Annotated in this window: 18 protein-coding genes and 2 pseudogenes; 8 read left to right on the top strand and 12 right to left on the bottom strand. The window is 68.5% G+C overall.

The features are described 5' to 3' along the window. Positions 1-32: 32 nt before the first annotated feature. Positions 33-725, bottom strand: a complete 693-nt coding sequence (sigE, locus tag ACFXIV_RS20285; protein ID WP_379393974.1) for an RNA polymerase sigma factor SigE — start codon at positions 723-725, stop codon at positions 33-35. A gap of 233 nt (positions 726-958) precedes the next feature. Between sigE and ACFXIV_RS20290 the strand changes: the two genes are divergently transcribed. The 6 genes from ACFXIV_RS20290 to ACFXIV_RS20315 all read left to right on the top strand — a co-directional run bounded on the left by ACFXIV_RS20290 (position 959) and on the right by ACFXIV_RS20315 (position 6,134). Next, positions 959-1,606 (top strand): O-methyltransferase, encoded by a 648-nt coding sequence (locus ACFXIV_RS20290; protein ID WP_379379867.1) that lies wholly within the window; start codon positions 959-961, stop codon positions 1,604-1,606. A gap of 252 nt (positions 1,607-1,858) precedes the next feature. Next, the gene (locus ACFXIV_RS20295) at positions 1,859-2,491 is read left to right on the top strand and encodes a TetR family transcriptional regulator (protein ID WP_379393976.1); all 633 of its coding nucleotides are present in this window, start codon (positions 1,859-1,861) and stop codon (positions 2,489-2,491) included. A gap of 33 nt (positions 2,492-2,524) precedes the next feature. Beyond that, positions 2,525-3,460, top strand: a complete 936-nt coding sequence (locus ACFXIV_RS20300) for an ATP-binding cassette domain-containing protein (protein WP_379393978.1) — start codon at positions 2,525-2,527, stop codon at positions 3,458-3,460. Continuing rightward, positions 3,457-5,115: an ABC transporter permease gene (locus tag ACFXIV_RS20305; RefSeq protein ID WP_379393980.1), complete on the top strand. Its 1,659-nt coding sequence runs from the start codon at positions 3,457-3,459 to the stop codon at positions 5,113-5,115. The genes ACFXIV_RS20300 and ACFXIV_RS20305 overlap by 4 nt, the downstream gene beginning before the upstream one ends. A 227-nt stretch (positions 5,116-5,342) precedes the next feature. Further along, positions 5,343-5,561, top strand: a complete 219-nt coding sequence (locus ACFXIV_RS20310; protein WP_379393982.1) for a hypothetical protein — start codon at positions 5,343-5,345, stop codon at positions 5,559-5,561. A gap of 60 nt (positions 5,562-5,621) precedes the next feature. Continuing rightward, positions 5,622-6,134: a hypothetical protein gene (locus ACFXIV_RS20315; protein ID WP_379393984.1), complete on the top strand. Its 513-nt coding sequence runs from the start codon at positions 5,622-5,624 to the stop codon at positions 6,132-6,134. Positions 6,135-6,152: 18 nt separating this feature from the next. Here ACFXIV_RS20315 and ACFXIV_RS20320 read toward each other — a convergent pair whose 3' ends face one another. After that, positions 6,153-7,337 carry a hypothetical protein gene (locus tag ACFXIV_RS20320; RefSeq protein WP_379393986.1) on the bottom strand — a complete coding sequence of 395 codons (1,185 nt, stop codon included), beginning with the start codon at positions 7,335-7,337 and terminating at the stop codon, positions 6,153-6,155. Between the two features lie 126 nt (positions 7,338-7,463). Then, complete coding sequence (gene glgC, locus ACFXIV_RS20325; RefSeq protein ID WP_379379853.1) at positions 7,464-8,678, bottom strand: glucose-1-phosphate adenylyltransferase; 1,215 nt, start codon at positions 8,676-8,678, stop codon at positions 7,464-7,466. 147 nt (positions 8,679-8,825) lie between these two features. Here glgC and glgA point away from each other — a divergent pair, with 147 nt between their 5' ends. Further along, positions 8,826-9,995: a glycogen synthase gene (glgA, locus tag ACFXIV_RS20330; RefSeq protein ID WP_379394349.1), complete on the top strand. Its 1,170-nt coding sequence runs from the start codon at positions 8,826-8,828 to the stop codon at positions 9,993-9,995. 12 nt (positions 9,996-10,007) lie between these two features. On the opposite strand, the gene ACFXIV_RS20335 is transcribed toward glgA, so the two are convergent. Beyond that, entirely contained in the window at positions 10,008-10,517 is a 510-nt protein-coding gene (locus tag ACFXIV_RS20335; RefSeq protein WP_379393988.1) for a GNAT family N-acetyltransferase, read from the bottom strand. A gap of 69 nt (positions 10,518-10,586) precedes the next feature. Here ACFXIV_RS20335 and ACFXIV_RS20340 point away from each other — a divergent pair, with 69 nt between their 5' ends. Continuing rightward, a complete protein-coding gene (locus ACFXIV_RS20340; protein ID WP_379393990.1) occupies positions 10,587-11,525 on the top strand; it encodes a LysR family transcriptional regulator in 939 nt (312 codons plus the stop codon). On the opposite strand, the pseudogene ACFXIV_RS20345 reads toward ACFXIV_RS20340, so the two are convergent. From ACFXIV_RS20345 to ACFXIV_RS20380, 8 genes and pseudogenes are all read right to left on the bottom strand, one after another. Next, a pseudogene (locus tag ACFXIV_RS20345) lies at positions 11,497-12,072 on the bottom strand (methyltransferase domain-containing protein); the annotation flags it as partial. The gene ACFXIV_RS20340 and the pseudogene ACFXIV_RS20345 overlap by 29 nt on opposite strands. 408 nt (positions 12,073-12,480) lie before the next feature. Then, positions 12,481-12,684: pseudogene (locus ACFXIV_RS20350) on the bottom strand (hypothetical protein); the annotation flags it as partial. Positions 12,685-12,791: 107 nt separating this feature from the next. Next, a complete protein-coding gene (locus tag ACFXIV_RS20355) occupies positions 12,792-12,959 on the bottom strand; it encodes a DUF3117 domain-containing protein (RefSeq protein ID WP_083869218.1) in 168 nt (55 codons plus the stop codon). A gap of 165 nt (positions 12,960-13,124) precedes the next feature. After that, positions 13,125-13,697: a DNA-3-methyladenine glycosylase I gene (locus ACFXIV_RS20360; protein WP_379393994.1), complete on the bottom strand. Its 573-nt coding sequence runs from the start codon at positions 13,695-13,697 to the stop codon at positions 13,125-13,127. Then, a complete protein-coding gene (locus ACFXIV_RS20365; protein ID WP_379393996.1) occupies positions 13,694-14,113 on the bottom strand; it encodes a DivIVA domain-containing protein in 420 nt (139 codons plus the stop codon). Before ACFXIV_RS20365 ends, ACFXIV_RS20360 begins: the two co-directional genes overlap by 4 nt. A gap of 158 nt (positions 14,114-14,271) precedes the next feature. Next, the gene (locus ACFXIV_RS20370) at positions 14,272-15,408 is read right to left on the bottom strand and encodes a P-loop NTPase (protein ID WP_354833649.1); all 1,137 of its coding nucleotides are present in this window, start codon (positions 15,406-15,408) and stop codon (positions 14,272-14,274) included. Between the two features lie 78 nt (positions 15,409-15,486). Continuing rightward, on the bottom strand, positions 15,487-16,356 hold the full coding sequence (locus ACFXIV_RS20375) for a lytic transglycosylase domain-containing protein (RefSeq protein ID WP_379393999.1): 870 nt from the start codon (positions 16,354-16,356) through the stop codon (positions 15,487-15,489). Between the two features lie 176 nt (positions 16,357-16,532). Continuing rightward, complete coding sequence (locus ACFXIV_RS20380) at positions 16,533-17,978, bottom strand: lytic transglycosylase (RefSeq protein WP_379394001.1); 1,446 nt, start codon at positions 17,976-17,978, stop codon at positions 16,533-16,535. Positions 17,979-18,091 lie beyond the last annotated feature (113 nt).

The following is an 18,091-nucleotide window of genomic DNA, read 5'->3' on the forward strand; positions in this document are numbered from 1 at the left end:
TGTCCAGGAAGCGCGGGCGCAGTGCCCGCGGCTCACCCGACGTTTTCGGTGGCGGCGAATCGCCGCTCAATCCCATTATGCTCGAGGTGCTCGCGCAGTGCCTGACGTCCTCGGTGGATGCGGCTGCGCACGGTACCCAGCTTGACGCCCAGCGTCGCGCCGATCTCCTCGTACGACAGCCCTTCGATGTCACAGAGCACGACCGCGGCGCGGAACTCCGGGGCCAGCGAGTCCAGCGCGGACTGCAGATCCGGATCCAGATTGGCGTCGTGATAGGCCTGCTCGGGATCCGGGCCCTCGGAGGGCACCCGGTCGTAGTCCTCCGGCAGCGCCTCCATGCGGATGCGGTTGCGACGGCGGACCATGTCCAGGAACAGGTTGGTGGTGATGCGGTGCAGCCAGCCCTCGAAGGTGCCGGGCTGATAGTTCTGCAGGGACCGGAAGACCCGGATGAAGGTTTCCTGGGTCAGATCCTCGGCGTCCTGCGGATCACCGGTGAGGCGGTAGGCCAGGCGATACACGCGATCGGCGTGCTCGCGGACCAGCTCGTCCCAGGTCGGCATGACGGAGCGATCGCCGGTGGCGTCGAAGGCTGCGGTCCCGGACAGGGCGGCCTCGTCGTCGGCGGGGGACAGGAGAAGGTCGCTGTCCAGCGTGGTGTCGCTGTCCAGCGGCTTGATCTGCGGGTGCAGAGTGTTGGCGTGTTCACGCGCCGCGTCGACCATGTGGATGGGGTTACCTCCTACTCGGGACCGTGGACCCGATATCGAGGACAACCAATCTGCTGGATCAGCTGTTCCCGATTCCGAGCCCGCGGTCGCTGGCCTGGCGTGAGCACTACTCTGGCGGGTCGTGATGAGGCCGCTGTATGCAGAGGCTGAGGGACACCTGAGAAAAATCGCCACACCAGCCGGTCACCGCCACGCCTTACCGGTGTATCGCCATTAGCCTCTACTTCGTGAGCCAGACTCCCGCGGCACAGAACCTGCAGCGCAACCTCGCCTACGTGGAGGAATCCGTCGCCGAGGACGACATCCTCGTCGGTGCGCGCGAGCGCGCCCTCGAACTCGGCGCGGCCCCGGTCGCGCCGGCGGTCGGCGCGCTGCTCAGCATGTATTCCCAGCTGCTCGGGGCGCGGGCCGTGGTCGAGGTCGGCACCGGGGCCGGGGTGAGCGGGCTGTGGCTGCTGGACGGCATGCGCGAGGACGGCACCCTGACCACCATCGACTCCGAGCCCGAGCATCAGCGCGCGGCCCGCGAGGCGTTCCGGTCGGCCGAGATCGCGCCGGCGCGCACCCGGCTCATCAACGGTCGGGCCCTGGATGTGCTGCCGCGGCTCGCCGATGGGGCCTACGACCTGGTCTTCATCGATGCCGCGCCGCTCGAGCACCCGCAGTATGTGGCGCAGGCAGTTCGGCTGCTGCGGGACGGCGGCGCGATCCTGCTGCACAATGCCCTGCTCGGGGGCCGGGTTCCGGACCCCGCCCAGCGCGACCCGCAGACCATGGCCGTGCGGGCGGCGACCCGCGCGATCGCCGAGGATCCGGATCTGACGAGTGTGCTGATCCCGGTCGGCGACGGGCTGCTCTGCGCTGCGCGTGGGTGAGATTCTGCGCCTTGCGCGGGTGAGGTTCTGCGCTTCGCGCGGGTGAAAACTCAACGCCCGGTGTGGAATTCGATTCCGCCGTGGCGTTCCGCGCGGCGATAGTCCGCGTGTCGACAACTGTGGTCGGAGAACTTTCCCGGCGCGGAAAGTCTCCGGTGACGAAGTGCCCGGACGTCTGGATTTCGTAAATCCTCTCGACTCGAGCCGAAAGGCCCTTGCCTTCCGCTTGAACACGTGTTTAAGGTATTAAACATGCGTTCAACCGACGATCTGACAACCCGGGCCCGGATTCGCGACGCCGCGATCACCGTGTTCGGGGAGCAAGGGTTCGGGGTCGGCGTGCGGGCCATCGCGGCCGCGGCGGGAGTCTCTGCCGGGCTGGTCAATCACCATTTCGGGTCCAAGGACGGGCTGCGGGAGGCGTGCGACGAGTGGGTCCGGGAAACGATCCGGGCCGCCAAGATGGAGTACATCGAGAACCCCTCGCCCGGCGGGCTCATGCGCCAGCTGGCCGAGATCGAGGAGTTCGCCCCGGGCATGGCCTACCTGATGCGCAGCTTCCAGGCGGGCGGGTCGCTGATGAAGACCTTCTTCGAGCACATGGTCGAGGACACCGAGCAGTACCTGCGCGCGGGCGTCGCGGGCGGGTCCATCAAGCCGATGCGCGACGTGCGGGCCACCGCGCGTTACGTGGCCACCAACAACGGCGGCGGCATGATGATGTTCCTGCAGCTCTACGCGGCCGAACAGCCGGGGCCCATCGACTTCCGCAAGGCGCTGCGCGAATACGCCGACCGGATGATGCTGCCCGCGCTGGAGATCTACACCCACGGCATGCTCGCCGATTCCACGGCGCTGGACGCATTGACCAGTACTGAGCAATAACCCATCAACGTCGTTTTCCTACAAGGAGATTCGATGAACGTTCCTGCCAATCTCGTGATCGAAGTCCGGGATCTGCACAAGAACTTCGGGCAGGTGCGAGCCCTGGACGGTCTCGACCTCGAGGTCGCCGAGGGCGAGGTGCACGGTTTCCTCGGGCCGAACGGGGCCGGGAAGTCCACCACCATCCGCATCCTGCTGGGCATCCTGTCGCGCACCTCCGGTGAGGCCGTGGTGCTGGGCCGGGATCCGTGGAGGGACGCGGTCGCGCTGCACCGCGACATCGCCTATGTCCCGGGCGATGTCACGCTGTGGCCGTCGCTGTCCGGCGGTGAGACCATCGATCTGCTGGCGCGCATGCGCGGCGGGATCGATCAGGATCGCCGCGCCGAGCTGATCCAGCGTTTCGAGCTGGATCCGAGCAAGAAGGCGCGCACCTACTCCAAGGGCAACCGGCAGAAAGTGGCTCTGGTGTCGGCGTTCTCGTCGAACGCCCGGCTGTTCCTGCTGGACGAGCCGACCTCGGGCCTGGATCCATTGATGGAGCAGGTGTTCAACGAGTGCGTGGCCGAGGCGGTGGCGCGCGGCACCACGGTGCTGCTGTCCAGCCACATTCTGTCCGAGGTGGAGCGGCTGTGTGAGCGGGTGACCATCATCCGGGCGGGCAAGACCGTCGAGACCGGCACGCTGGCCCAGATGCGGCATCTCTCGCGCACCTCCATCACCGCCGAAATGGTCGGCAGCCCAGGCGATCTCAGCCGCATCCCGGGAGTCGAGGACATCAGCGTCGAGGGCAATACCCTGCACGCCCAGGTGGACAGTGAACACCTGGGTGAGTTGATCCGGGTGCTCGGCGACGCCGGTGTGCGCAGCCTGGTCAGCCAGCCGCCGACGCTGGAAGAGCTGTTCCTGCGCCACTATTCGCTCGATGGTCGGGCTCCGGCCGACGAGCGCGAGCGGGTGTCGAAATGACCGCGGTCACCGCCACCGCGCCCCGCGCGTTCGAAACGCCGTTATTCGCGGGGGATTTCACCGGGACCTGGCAGCTGCTGCGGCTGTATCTGCGGCGCGACCGGATCATTCTGCCGCTGTGGGTGCTGTTGCTGTCGCTGCCGCTGGGCAGTGTGTACATCAAGAGCCTCGAGAAGATCTACCACACGCCCGCCGACTTCCAAGGCTTCGCCGACGGCATCCTGTCGAACCCTGCCGAACTGGCGATGTACGGGCCGATCTACAACACCAGCCTCGGCGCCTCGGGCGTCTGGAAGGCCGGGATGTTCTTCACGCTCATAGGCGTGGCCACCATCCTGACCGTCATCCGGCACACCCGGGCCGACGAGGAGACCGGGCGTACCGAACTGCTGGCCTCGACGCGGGTCGGGCGGTTCGCCGGACTGACCGCGGCGCTGATCGTGGCCTACGGTGGCGCGCTGGCCACCGGGCTGATCGGATTCGCCAGCATCGCGAGCACTTCCGTGCCGCGCTCCGGCTCGCTGGCCTTCGGTCTGGCGCTGGCCGGGTCGGGCATCGTGTTCGCCTCGGTGGCCGCGATCGCCGCCCAGCTGTCGGCCGGCGCCCGCGTGGCGCGCGGTATCGCCTTCGCGGTGCTGGGTGTGACGTACACGCTGCGCGCAGTCGGTGACGTGCGTGCCGCGGCGGGCCCGACCAGCCCGCTCACCTGGCTGGCCCCGCAGGGCTGGTCGCTGCAGGTGCGGGCGTTCGCGGGCGATCACTTCGCGGTGCTGCTGCTGCACCTGCTCACCGCGACCGTGCTGACCATCGTCGCGTATTACCTGCTGGCGCACCGGGATACCGGTGCCGGCCTGATCGCGGAGCGGTCGGGCGCACTCGTGGCCGGGCCCGCGCTGCGCGGCCCGCTCGGACTCGCCTGGCGGCTGCAGCGCGGGACGCTGCTGGCCTGGACGGTCGGACTCGGGCTGTACGGGTTGATGATCGGCAGCGTGACGAACGGCGTCGGCAAGCAACTGGGTAGCAGCCAGACCATTCGCGATCTGATCACCCGCATGGGCGGTTCCGAATCGCTGGAGAAGTCGCTGATCAGCTACGCGTTCACCATGGTCGCGCTGGGTGCGGCGGCCTACTCGGTGTCGGCGGCGCTGCGGCTGCACTCCGAGGAGAGCACCGCGCACGCGGAAGCCGTGCTCACCGGCGCCGTCTCCCGAACCCGTTGGGTGGCTTCGCATCTGACGTTCGCCCTGCTCGGACCCGCCCTGGCGCTCGCGGTGTCGGGCCTGCTCGGCGGCCTGATCTATGGTCGCGCCGCCGGTGACGTCGGTCAGAAGACCGGTCAGGTGCTGGGGGCCGCGCTGGTGCAGGTGCCTGCGGTGTGGACCTTCACCGCCATCACCGTCCTGTTGTTCGGTCTGCTGCCACGCTGGTCGACCGTGGCGTGGGGTTTCCTCACCGCCGCCATCGCGGTCTTCCTGCTGGGCTCGCTCGCGGGCGCACCCCAGTGGTTCCGCGATCTGAACCCGTTCGAGCACGCCCCGAAGGTGCCCGGCGAGGCGTTCACCGCCACCCCGCTGGTGGTGCTCGTACTCGTGGACGTGGCATTGATCACGGTGGGGCTCATGGCATTCCGCCGCCGCGACCTCCGATCCGCCTAGCGCGACACCTCCGCGACCGCCCGCACCGGACCCGCCGGTGCGGGTGTTCGCGGTGACCCGGTGTGCCGGGTAGCGCCGCGTTCCGTCGCCGGCGAATCCTCAGTTGCCGGTGCGGGTACGGCGATCGGGCAGGGTGGGCGGTGCAGGGGCAGTGCTGAGGTCTGGATTCGCGTGGTGACGCGGTGGTACAGCAGAGGGGGATCGATTTTTGCTAGGAGGTGGGGGATATGTTCGAGGGACTGGCCCTCGGGGTACACCTACCGGCCGGATGGCTCTGGCCCGCACTGGTTTTCTTCGGCAGCATCATCTGCGTGGGGCTGCTGGTACTGCTACTGGTCAGCGGAGCCCGTTTCGACGACCACGCGTCGCGGTACGTGCCGACGACGACCAGTACGTGTGAACCGTTCTGCGGTGCGCGAACTCCGGTACCCGGGTATCCGAACTGAACGGTCGTATCGAGGTTTCCGGACCGTCGGCGCGGATACTCCACGGGAATAGTTCGACGAGTGGGGGTACCCATGGGGCAGCGGATCCCGGCCGTGGTCGGGTTGTACTTCCGCGAGGCCGGGCAGTGGCGGCGCATCGCCGAATTCCGGCTCGCCGCGGACGGTCGCGCCACCTTCCGGACGGTGGACCCGGTCGAAGGACTGGTCGCCCGTGTCTGGTACCACCAGGGCGTCGACATTCTCGGCGAGAACCGCACCGTGCTGCCCGAGGACGGCGCGGCCTTCCTGCGAGCGCTGCTGCAGCCGTTCGGTTTTCGAGACTACTGGTTCCGTGACGACAGTTCGCCGCGCAGCGGGCGCACCCGCACCGGGCACGCGGTCTCGCGTAGCGCGGCCGCGGTGCGCCCGGACGCCTGCGACAAGGACTGCGCGGCAGCGGAGCCGGATTGCCGGTGCGCCGGGGATCGAGCGCCGGCCGATGTCACTCCCCAGCCGCACGAGGAGCGGTCGCACCGTCCCGTGTCCCGGCCCGCCGCCTGGCGGCTGCTGGACGCGGACGTCCTCCGATTCTGAAGCGCCGCACCGGATCCGCTACAGGCTGTTGGCCAGCAGCGCGTACTGCGCGGCCGCCTTCTTCTGGGCGTCGGAATCATTGGTCCCGTTCACCACGCCCACGTACTGCTTGTAGCTGACGTAGCAGCGGCTCGGCGTCTTGTCCGAGGTGCGGTGCACGCACTTGACGTCGGGCACCTTGTCCGGCCCGCTGGTCGCGGACTCCTGCAGGTTGCTGATCATGCCGGTCACGAAATCCGTGCTCGCCTTGCCATCTCGCAGCCGGATGACGAAATTACCGTCGGCGCTGGACATTTCGTCGGCACCGCCATCGGACACCAGCTTGGTCCAGTAGGCCATGTCGTCGGAGGGCAGGATGAGCCAATTGGCCGGGAACACCGCGAAATTGTCGGGATCGACGGTCTTGTGGTCGCGGTCGGTCACCAGGGTGCGGGCCAGCAGGCGATCGGGATCGACCGGCAGCTGCGAGATCTGGTCGTTCGGGGTCTCCTGGAAGGCGTCCAGCGTCGGGGCCTGGGCGTCGAGGGTCTTCTTGGCCCAGGACAGCAGATCCTTCTGATCGGCGCTGGGGCGCAGGATGAACAACGAGATCACGAAGTCCTTGCGCGCCATGGTCAACCCGATGTTCGGCACGCCCGGCCGCCAGTGCGCGTAGGCGTCCGGGTAGTCGGGCAGGGTGAGCTTCTGGTTCACGTTCAGCGCGACATTGAAGTCGGCGTCCTCGAGTTCGCGGGCGGCCAGCTTGGCATTGTCGGCGGACGGGAATCGCAGCACGCGGGTGGTGATGGTGGTGCCGTTCGGATCCGGATTGTCGTTGACGTCCTCGCGGTCCGAGCCGCTGGCCGCGAAACCGGCCACGAAGCCGCGGTTGGTCAGCACGCTCTTGACCGCCGAGGACAGGTGGCTGACATTCACCACATCGTCGACCGTGGACAGCACCACGCCGCCGCGGCCGATATTGAGATGGGAGTCGATCTTCACCGCCGGGGCGACGGCCGCGGTCATGCGGATGCCCTCGAGGGTGTTGCCCTTGCCGCCGTTGTTGCGGTCGTAGGTGTAGCGGTTCACCGGATAGGACCCGGTGTCCAGGGTGCGGACGTCCAGCTCACCGGGAACCGGGGTGCCGGACCTACCGCATCCGGACAGCAGGGCGGTCAAGGCGAGGCAGGTGATGGCGGTGACGACACGTGCCGGACGGCGCATGGTGATCCCTCCCGCGCGGCCCGTCGGCGGCGGCGCTCCATGCACAGATTTTCGGACCAGCATCGGCCGGATGTCCACTCTTATCCGTGTCGCTCGCGCGGCCGGATGGATTGAAACGCCTGGTAGTCAGACCCAGATGCCCTTGCCGACGGTCACCACGCCGCCATTGCTCACCGCGAAACGCTCCCGATCCCGGTCCCGGTCCACGCCGATGATCTCGCCCTCCGTGACCACCACGTTCTTGTCCAGAATGGCGTGCCGCACCACCGCACCCCGGCCGATCCGCGCGCCCGGCATGAGCACACTGCCCTCCACCGTCGCACCGTCCTCCACCAGCACATTCGAGAACAGCACCGAATTGCGCACCGTTGCCGCCGACAGAATGCTGCCCGCGCCCACGATCGACTCCTGGGCCAGGCCGCCGCGGCCGAACTTGGCGGGCGGCAGGTTCTCGGCCGCACCGCGAATCGGCCAGTGCTTGTTGTAGAGATCGAAGACCGGATCCACCGACACCAGATCCATGTGCGCCTCGTAGAAGGCGTCGATGGTGCCGACATCGCGCCAGTAACCGCGGCTGCGCTCGGTCGCGCCGGGCACCACATTGGTGGAGAAGTCGTAGACCGCGGCCGCGCCCGACCGCACCAGGCTCGGAATGATGTCGCCGCCCATGTCGTGGTCGGAGTCGTTGTCGTCGGCGTCGGCGCGAATGGCGTCCACCAGCACCTTGGTGCTGAACACGTAGTTGCCCATGGAGGCGAAGGTGACATTCGGATCGTCGGGGGTGCCGGGCGGATGCACCGGCTTCTCCAGAAAGCCGATGATGCGGCCGGATTCGTCGGAATCGATGCAGCCGAAGGCGCTCGCCGTACTGCGCGGCACCCGGATGCCCGCCACCGTCACGCCCGCCCCGGAGTCGATGTGCGCCTGCACCATCTGCTCCGGATCCATCCGGTACACGTGGTCCGCGCCGAAGACCACGATGTACTCCGGGTCCTCGTCGTAGATCAGGTTCAGCGACTGCATGATCGCGTCCGCGCTGCCGGTGTACCAGCGCGGGCCCAGCCGCTGCTGGGCCGGCACCGGGGTGATGTACTCCCCGCCGAAGCCCGACAGCCGCCAGGTCTGGGAGATGTGCCGGTCCAGTGAATGCGACTTGTACTGCGTCAGTACGCAAATGCGCAGGTAACCCGCATTCACCAGATTCGACAGCACGAAGTCGATGAGCCGGTACGCGCCGCCGAAGGGAACCGCGGGCTTGGCGCGGTCCTTGGTGAGCGGAAAGAGTCGCTTGCCCTCGCCACCGGCGAGCACGATCCCGAGTACGTGCGGCTGGCTCCTCACACTCCTGAAACTACCGGTTGTGCCCGAACACGGAATGTCCAGCTGGTGCCGTGTTCATCGCGATCTTGCGGACCACCTCGGTTGGTTAGCCCGCGAGCTAACGTTTAGTTTGGACCGGTGAGTTACCGCGCGGACGGAGCTCGCGGACTGCGAGTGGCCATGATGACCCGCGAATACCCGCCGGAGGTGTACGGCGGGGCGGGGGTGCATGTCACCGAACTTGTGCCGCGGTTGCGGCGGCTGTGCGATGTCACCGTGCACTGCATGGGGGTCGCGCGCGCGGATGCCGTGGTGCACCAACCGGATCCGATGCTCTACGCGGCGAATTCCGCGTTGCAGATGATGTCCGCGCAGCTGCGTATGGCCGACGCCGCGAGCTTCGCCGACGTGGTGCACTCGCACACCTGGTACACCGGGCTCGCGGGGCATCTGGCCGGGGAGCTGTACGGGATTCCGCACGTGCTGACCGCGCATTCGCTGGAACCGCGAAGGCCGTGGAAGGCCGAGCAACTCGGCGGGGGCTACCGGCTGTCCTCGTGGTCGGAACACAATGCCATGACCCACGCCGACGCCGTCATCGCGGTCAGCGCGGGCATGCGCGCCGATGTGCTCGCCGCCTACCCCGACATCGATCCCGCCAAAGTCCATGTGGTGCACAACGGCATCGACGCCGACGTCTGGTATCCGGGTGGTCCCGCGTCCGGCTCGCGGGACGTGCTCACCGAACTCGGCGTGTCCCAGGGGCGGCCCATCGCGGCATTCGTCGGGCGCATCACCCGGCAGAAGGGCGTCTCGCATCTGCTGGCCGCAGCCCGGCATCTGGATCCGGACATTCAGCTGGTGCTGCTGGCCGGGGCCGCCGACACGCCCGCCATGGAGGCCGAGGTGGCGGCGTCGGTGCGGGCGTTGCGGGCCGATCGCGACGGCGTGTTCTGGATCAAGGAGATGCTGCCCACCGAGCTGGTGCGGCAGGTGCTCGCGGCCGCAACGGTTTTCGTGTGCCCGTCGGTGTACGAGCCGCTGGGCATCGTGAACCTGGAGGCCATGGCCTGCGGGACCGCGGTGGTGGCCTCGGATGTGGGCGGGATTCCGGAGGTGGTGGTGCCCGGAGAGACCGGGCGGCTGGTCCACTACGACGAGACCGCGCCCCGGGACTACGAGCGCGGCCTGGCCCGCGCCGTGAACACCGTTGCGGCGGACCCGGTCACGGCCGCCGCGATGGGGGCGGCCGGCCGCGACCGGGCGATCGGCGCCTTCGACTGGAACCGGATCGCCGCGCACACCGCGCACATCTACGACCTGGTCCGCAAGGGATAGCCGGGCGCCGGTTCAGGCGGTCAGGGGAAACCGCATGAACACATCGGCCCGGTCATAGGGACTGGGCGGCAGCTCCGAGGGCGGCACGTGCACGAAACCCATGGCCTCGTACAGGTGCACGGCACTGGCCAGCCGCGCATTGCTGGCCAGGAAGAACTCCGTCGCGCCCAGATCGCGCACCCGCTCGATGGCGGTGGCCAGCACCACCCGGCCGATGCCGCGGCCCTGGAAGCGCGGCGAGACGGCCATTTTCGACAGCTCGAACACGCCCGGCTCCTCCTGGACCAGGGCGACACAGCCGACGGCCTCGCCGTCCAGCCGGGCGATCAGCACCTCGCCGCCGTGATCGACGATGGCCTGCGGATCGTCGAGGGTGGCCAGGTCGGCGGGCTCGACCGAGAAGATGGTCTCGATCCACTCCAGGTTCAGGTCCTTGAAGGCGCGGGCGTCGTCGGGCGAGGACATCGGCGCGACCACGATCGAATCGAGTTCCGGGGCGCGGGCTTCCGTCTGCTGAGTCACCAGGAAAGCATGTCGGACGTCGAACCATAACGTCCAATACTTGATAGCTGCGATCGATATGATCAACTTATGAACCCCGGTGTGGAGCTGCGGCACCTACGCTACTTCCTGGCGGTCGCGGAGGAACTGCACTTCGGGCGGGCCGCCGCCCGCCTGCACATCGCCCAGCCCGCCCTCACCCAGCAGATCCAGCGCCTGGAAATCCTGCTCGGAACCCGGCTCTTCGACCGGACCTCGCGCACCGTCGCGCTCACGGCCGCGGGAATCGTGCTGCGCGAGCGCGCCCGCGCCCTGCTCGGTCACGCCGAACGCGACCTGGCCGAGGTCACCCGCATCGGCCAGGGCAGCCAGGGCACGCTCTACCTGGGCTTCGTCCCCTCGGTGCTGCCGCTCGAACCGCTGCGCGGGGTCCGCGAATTCCGCGAACGCTTCCCGCTCGTGCAGGTCGACCTGGTCGAAGGGTTCACCAGCCACCTGATGGAGCGCCTCGCCAACGGCACTCTCGACATGGCCATCGTCCGCGACCCCGACGAGCAACCCGGCACCGTTACCGTCCCTCTCATGACCGAGCCGTTCGTGGCGATCCTCCCCGCCGACCACCCCGACGCCGGACGCGCCACCCTCACCGGCGCCGAACTCGCCGAGAACCCGCTGGTCTTCTTCCCGCGCGCCGCGGGCGGACTCGCCTACGAGCAGAATCTCGCGCCGCTCCTGGAATCCGGCCGCCGCCCCCGCATCGTCCAGGAGGCCACCAACTGGACCATCATCCTCTACCTGGTCGCCGCGGGCCTCGGCGTCACCATCGCCCCACGCAGCGCCACCTTCACCGCCCCCGACTCGGTCCGCATCATCCCCCTCGCCGAAACCGACGCGGCCACAACGATTTACATCGCCACCCGGGCGGACGACACCCGCCCCCTGGTCCACAACCTCCTCGACCTGCTCCCGAACCGCCCGAAACCTCCGGAACCGCTCGGGCTCAGCGTGGGCGATACACCGAGATCGTGACCGACGCGGTCACCGGCATCGGATCAGGCAGGGCCGCAATCTGTTCCGCCCGCCCCTCTACCGCATGAAACGCCGACGGCCCCATGGCCGCCACATTCGCCACATCCTCGTGCGAGAGCTCCATCGTGTACTCGACCGCATCGTGTCCCACCAGCTCGAACCGCTCCCCGAGCGATTCGGCGAGCCGATCCGCCTTGGCCGCATCCACACTCACCATCCCGAGCGGCTCGATCAGCTCACCCAGATGCCGCGAGGTCGGCGTCACCACCACGAACCGCCCCTCGTCCCCCAGCACCCGCGCCACCTCGTCCGCATTCCGCGGCGCGAACACCGACACCACCGCCCCCATCACGCCATCCCGCACCGGCAGCCCCCGCCACGCGTCCGCCAGCACCGACCCGCCCCGCGCATGCGCCCGAGCCGCCCGCCGCGCCGCCGCCTTCGACACATCGAGGGCGACTCCCCGGGCTCCCGGCACGGCATCCAACACGGCCGCCAGGTAATACCCGGTCCCCGCCCCGATCTCGAGCAGTGCCGGGCCGCCGCCTGCGGAGAGGAGGGTGGTGGCGAGTCGTGCTGCGGAGGCCGCAGTGACGGTCGTTCCGGGTGCGAGGGTTCCGGGGCGGAGGCGTCGATGCCGGGTCGGCGTGGCTGGGCCGGGTTTGCGTGGAATGTGGGAGCTCGCCGGGTCGGCGGCGCCACCGTGTTGCCGGGCTGCGGGTAGGTGCGTGGGCGAGGTGGCAGCCGTGGGGGAGTCCGCTCCGAATACTGCTGTGTCGGAATCAGTTACGGGGCGGGGGGTGGCGTCGCGGTGAGGGAGGGCTGCTGCGACGGTCTCGGCCAGGGCGGCGGCAATGGGGGCGAAATGCCCTGCGGCTTGAAAGGCGGTGCGGGCGTCGAGCATGGCCGGGGTGTCGCCGGTCATTTTGGTGGACGCGCCGGTGAGGAGGCTGATGTAGCCCTGCTTGGCCAGGTCGAAGCTGTGGCCGTGCGGGCAGCGCAGGGTTCGGGCGGGCGGGTCGCCGGCTCCGGGGTCGGCGACGGGAGCCGTGAGGGGCAGGCCGCACTGTGGGCAGGCCAGCAGGTCGGCGCAGGCCAGGAGCCGTTCCGCGGGGGAGGGCTCGGCAGTGCCGACTATGTGGGGATATGAGTTGTTCACCGTGGTACCGGTAAGCCTGGGAGCCCCCGGGATTCTCGAGGGGGTTCGGGGGCGAAGCCCCTGAGAGTCCCGGGAGTTGGGCTCACCGGCACCGGCGAGTCGATCGATCAGCTGGTGACTTTGACGAGTTCGTCACCGAGCGCCGCGGCTTCATCCGGCGTGAGCTCGACGACCAGACGCCCGCCACCCTCGAGTGGAACCCGCATCACGATTCCCCGCCCTTCCTTGGTTGCCTCGAGGGGACCGTCCCCGGTGCGGGGCTTCATGGCCGCCATCCTCTGCTCCCTCCAGATCTGCGCGGTCTGCTGCGCACTTTCATGGAACTCCAGTTGTCACCAACCAGGCAGCCCGCCGGCATGTGGCGGGCTACACCATGCCCATTCTTCCCTATCGCGGATCGGGGCGGGTACCTGAGTTCCAAAAACCGACCGTCGTGGCGTTCAGCGAGTACCGACATTCACCCAGCAATCGGCGATGTGATCGTCTACCATCCCCGTCGCCTGCATGAGTGCGTATGCGGTCGTGGGTCCCACGAATTTGAACCCGCGTCGCTTGAGTTCTTTTGCGAGAGCGGTGCTTTCGGTTGTGACAGCGGGCACATCGGACATGCTCCGCGGGCGCGTGCGCGGGGCCGGGGCATAGGACCAGAGCAGGGCGTCCAGGCTCTCGCCGAGATCGCGGGCAACTCGCGCATTGTGGACGCTCGCCAGTATTTTGGCCCGATTGCGAACAATGCTGGGATCCGCCATGAGGCGTTCCACATCGGCATCCCCGAACCCCGCCACCCGTTCGATCGCGAAGCCCTCGAATGCGGTCCGGAAGGCGGGCCGCTTCCGCAAAATCGTGATCCACGCCAACCCCGACTGAAACGCCTCGAGGCACATTCGTTCGAATAGCGCGTCATCGCCGTGCAGCGGTCGTCCCCACTCCTGATCGTGGTAATCCCGATAAAGCCGGGACCCCTCCGCCCATCCGCACCGAATCAGTCCGTCGGTGCTCGCGTCCGCGGTCACCGCGCGCCCGGCTCTTCGCCGTGCTCCGCCGGGACGGCCGGTTCGGCCGGAAGCATCTGGGGGACCGCCGCCTCGCTCGGCCCGGACTGCGAATTGGTGCCGGGCTCGGCGGTCGGCTCGGCCGCGGCCTCCGCTCCGGTCGCGCGGGCGAGTTCGCCCTCGAGTTCGTCGATGCGTGCCGCGAGCCGGGTCAGGGCCCAGTCCACCTCGCCCGCCTTGTACCCCCGGAACACCTGCTGGAAGCGCAGCGCCCGCACATCGCGGCCGCTGATCCCCGTCGCGGGCAGCACGGTGACGGTCGTCCCCTCCGGCAGCGGCCCGAGCTCCTCCGACCGCCCGAAGATCGCACTGGCCACCAGGAACAGCAGCGCGGCGACCAATCCGACGATCAGCACGTACAGCAGCATCGTGAGCATGCCCCGAGCTTAGGGCCCGCCCGCAGCGCAGTCCGCCCGTACCCCTGGCGGAAACGCGCCCTCGAATTCCGCACTCCCCCAAGGGGAGAACAAAGTCAGGGAGCTCTCGGCGCGGGATTCGGGCGAATTCCGCGCTGAGAGCTCCCTGATCGTGATTGCTACAGGTGGCGGGTGGTGTCGATGGAGAGGGACATGCCGGCCAGGCCGCGACGGCGGACGGACAGCTTGTCGGCGATGTCGAGCAGGGCCTTGCCCGACGAGCTCTCCGGGGCGCGCAGCACGATGGGGGTGCCCTCGTCGCCGGCCTCGCGCAGCTGCTGCTCGATCGGGATCTGGCCCAGCAGCGGGACATTCGCGCCGATGGCACGGGTCAGGTTGTCGGCCACGGTCTGGCCGCCGCCGGCGCCGTAGAGCTCCATGCGGGTGCCGTCGGGCAGATCGAGCCAGGACATGTTCTCGATGACACCGGCGATGCGCTGGCGGGTCTGCAGGGCGATGGAGCCCGCGCGCTCGGCGACCTCGGCGGCGGCCAGCTGCGGGGTCGTCACGACCAGGATCTCCGCGTTCGGAATCAGCTGGGCCAGCGAGATGGCCACGTCGCCGGTACCGGGCGGCAGGTCCAGCAGCAGGATGTCGAGGTCGCCCCAGAAGACGTCGGCCAGGAACTGCTGCAGCGCGCGGTGCAGCATCGGGCCGCGCCACACCACGGGGGTGTTGCCCTGGGTGAACATGGAGATCGAGATGACCTTCACGTCGTGCGCGATGGGCGGCAGGATCATGCGCTCGACCTGGGTGGGCCGCTGCTCCGTGCCCAGCATGCGGGGCACGCTGTGGCCGTAGATGTCGGCGTCGAGCACGCCCACCGAGAGGCCCTTGGCGGCCATGGCGGCGGCGAGATTGACGGTGACCGAGGACTTTCCGACACCGCCCTTGCCGGAGGCGACCGCGTAGACGCGGGTGAGCGAGCCGGGCTGGGCGAAGGGGATGACCGGTTCCGCGGCGTCACCGCGCAGCTTGCGGCGCAGTTCGGTGCGCTGCTCGTCGCTCATGACGTCCAGCTCGACCGTGATGGCGCCGACTCCGGCCACGTCGGCGACGGCCTTCGTGACCCGTTCCTGGATGGCGGATTTCATCGGGCAGGCCGATGTCGTCAGGTAGATCACAACGTGGACACCGCTATCCGCGCCGACCTCGACGCTCTTCACCATGCCCAGCTCGGTGATCGGCTTCCGGATCTCCGGGTCGATCACCTTCGCGAGCGCGACCCGCACATCCGATTCCATAACCACTGGCATGCGCCCAAGTCTAGGAGCGCCGTCGGCCGTGCCGTTTTCGCCCTCCGCTTATACCCGGGGCGGGTGTGGGGGCGTGGTCTAGATGCGAGGCAGCGCGGCGGCCGCCGGGGAGATTCCCGAGCCGTACGCGGTCTCCCACGCCATGACGTTCGCGACGTAGGCCATGGAGTTGTTGTAGCGCAGGATGGCCCGGGTCTGCTGGCCCGGATCACGCATATCGAGGCCGCCCGAGCAGAGGTACTTGCCGGCGGTGAGCGCGGCGTCGTACATGTTCTGCGGATCGGCGACGCCGTCGCCATTGCCGTCGGCCGCGTACTTGCGCCAGGTTTCGGGCAGGAACTGCATGGGGCCCACGGCGCGGCGGTAGCTGCCGGACAAGCCGTCCAGGTCGCCGCCGTCGGAGGTCGCGACCACGTTGTTCCCGGCCAGCCTGCCGTCGAGGATCGGGCCGTAGACGGATTCGAGCGGATAGCCGTTGTCGTCGATCTTGCCGTAGCCGTGGGTGGATTCGACCCGGCCGATGCCGGCCAGCAGGTTCCACGGCATATTGCAGGTCGGATTCTCCACGGCGAGAATGCGTTCCGCGTTCTCGTAGGCGTCCTGCGCGACGCCCGGCATGCCGAGCGGCCCGGCGGCGCGTGCCGACGGCACCCGGCCGTCCGGCTGCGCGACGGACTTGACCTCCGGAGGGCCAACGGGCGCAACCTGTTTGGCCTCGTGCAGCAGCGGTTCCGGTGCGGCGGCCGGTATTACGGCTGCCTCGGGCTTGGGTAGCTGTTCCTCGCTGTCGTTCGACAGCTGGTGCTGAACGGTAGCCGCGAGCTTGTCGGCGATGTTCCCGTCGCCGGCTCCGGTAACTGTGGCCAGTCCGGCGGGTACGAGCCCGGTCAATGCGATGACCGATCCACGGCGAACTTTCGGGACCGGGGGTTTGCGGTGACGACCCACTGTGTGGTGACCCTCCATTGCCATCGGTTGATACCGGGGTGATGCAACGAAGGTCACGTTACCTTATCCGAGACCTTCTTGTTACCCCTTCGTGACCAACTCTCAGGATTTGAAGGAAACGCAAGTCAGACGCGAGTTCCGGAGCGGCGCGCCGGAACTCGCGAATCACACAATCGTTACGGGGCGGGCGCGGGGGCCGGCGCCGGAAGCGGAATCGTGATGCCGAACGGCAGCGTGATGCCGGGGGCCGGGGTGGTGGTCGTGGTGGCGTCCGGAGTGGTTTCGGCCGGGGCCGCGGTCTCGGGTTCGGGCGTCCCGGAGGGCGCGACCGTTTGCTGGTCCTGCGGTTGCTGGACGGACTGCTGCGGCTGATCCTGCGGCTTCTGGCCCTGCTGACCCGTCTGCGTGTTGCAGGTGGTGACGGCGGGCTGATCCTTGACCACCGGCTTGCCGTCGGGTCCGAACTGCTGCTCGGCCGGCTTGCCGTTCTCGGCCTTGGCGGCGTCCTCGGGCTTGCTCTTGTCATCGGTGTCCGGGTCGCCGGGGACCTTGTCGGCCTTCTGATCCGGCCGCTCCTGCGCCGGAACCATCACCTGCTCACAGGGATTCGCGGGCACCACCGGAGCCGGGCAGAAGATGCCGCACGGGATCGGCGGCAAGCCCGGGATGGTGATCATCACCTGGGTCGGCGTCGGCGTGGTGGACTGCCGCGTGGTGTCGGGCGCCTCGGTGGCCGGAATCGTGGTGGAGGCCACCGAGATATCGGGGCCGTTGACCGGAACGTAGTTGTTGGGCACCAGATCCGGCGAGATGCTCACCTGCTGCGGGGCGCCGCCGGTCTTGTAGGCGTTGGCCCAGCTGAGCACATTGGCCGCGTACGACACCGAATTGTTGTAGCGCAGCACGGCCCTGAGCTGCTGCTGCGGATCGGCCAGATCCATGCCGCCCGAGCACAGGTACTTGCCCGCCGCCAGCGCGGCGTCGAAGACATTGTTGGGATCCGGTGTGCCGCTGCCCTTTCCATTGGCGGCGTACACCGACCAGGTGCCGGGCAGGAACTGCATGGGGCCGATAGCCCGCACGAAACTGCCGTCGCTGGCCTTGATGATCTCGTTGCCGGGCAGCGTCCCGTCCAGGGCCGGGCCGTAGATGGGCGAGACCGTGGTGCCGGCGGCGTCGGTGCGGCCGTTGTTGGCGTGGTTGGACTCGATGCGTCCGATTCCGGCCAGCAGGTACCAGGGCAGATGGCAGTTCGGTTCCGAAGACTGCAGCGCCAGTTCGGCATTGCGGTAGGCGGCCAGCACGATCTCCGGAATGCCCAGCACGCCACTGCCGCCGGGCAGCGCGATGTCCTGCAGCGGCACGGTGCCGCCGAAGAGCGGCGAGCCGTCGGCGGGCGGGGTCATAGCGCTGAGTTTGCGGGGGGCCTCCGGAGCCGCCGGAACCAGGCCGACGGTCTGATCCGAGGGGGTGTCGGCGGGACTGTTCACGCTCGCGTTGTGCGTGGCGGCGGCCGCCAGCAATGCGTCCGGCGCGGCCTGCGGGGCCACGGTGTGGACAGTCGTATTGGTGGCAGAACCGGCGGTGACCAGACCCGCAATCAACAGTGCCGACGCTGTCACCGGAGCAGAAATTCTCTTCGCCACCACACAATCCCCTCAGTCGTGCGGCCGGTGCCCCGTGGTAACACTCATACAGCGGCGGTGTCTGGGTCGGTCGCTCGGAACAACGTGAT

It is taken from the genome of Nocardia sp. NPDC059236, assembly GCF_042754085.1.
In the GTDB taxonomy this organism is placed as follows: domain Bacteria; phylum Actinomycetota; class Actinomycetes; order Mycobacteriales; family Mycobacteriaceae; genus Nocardia.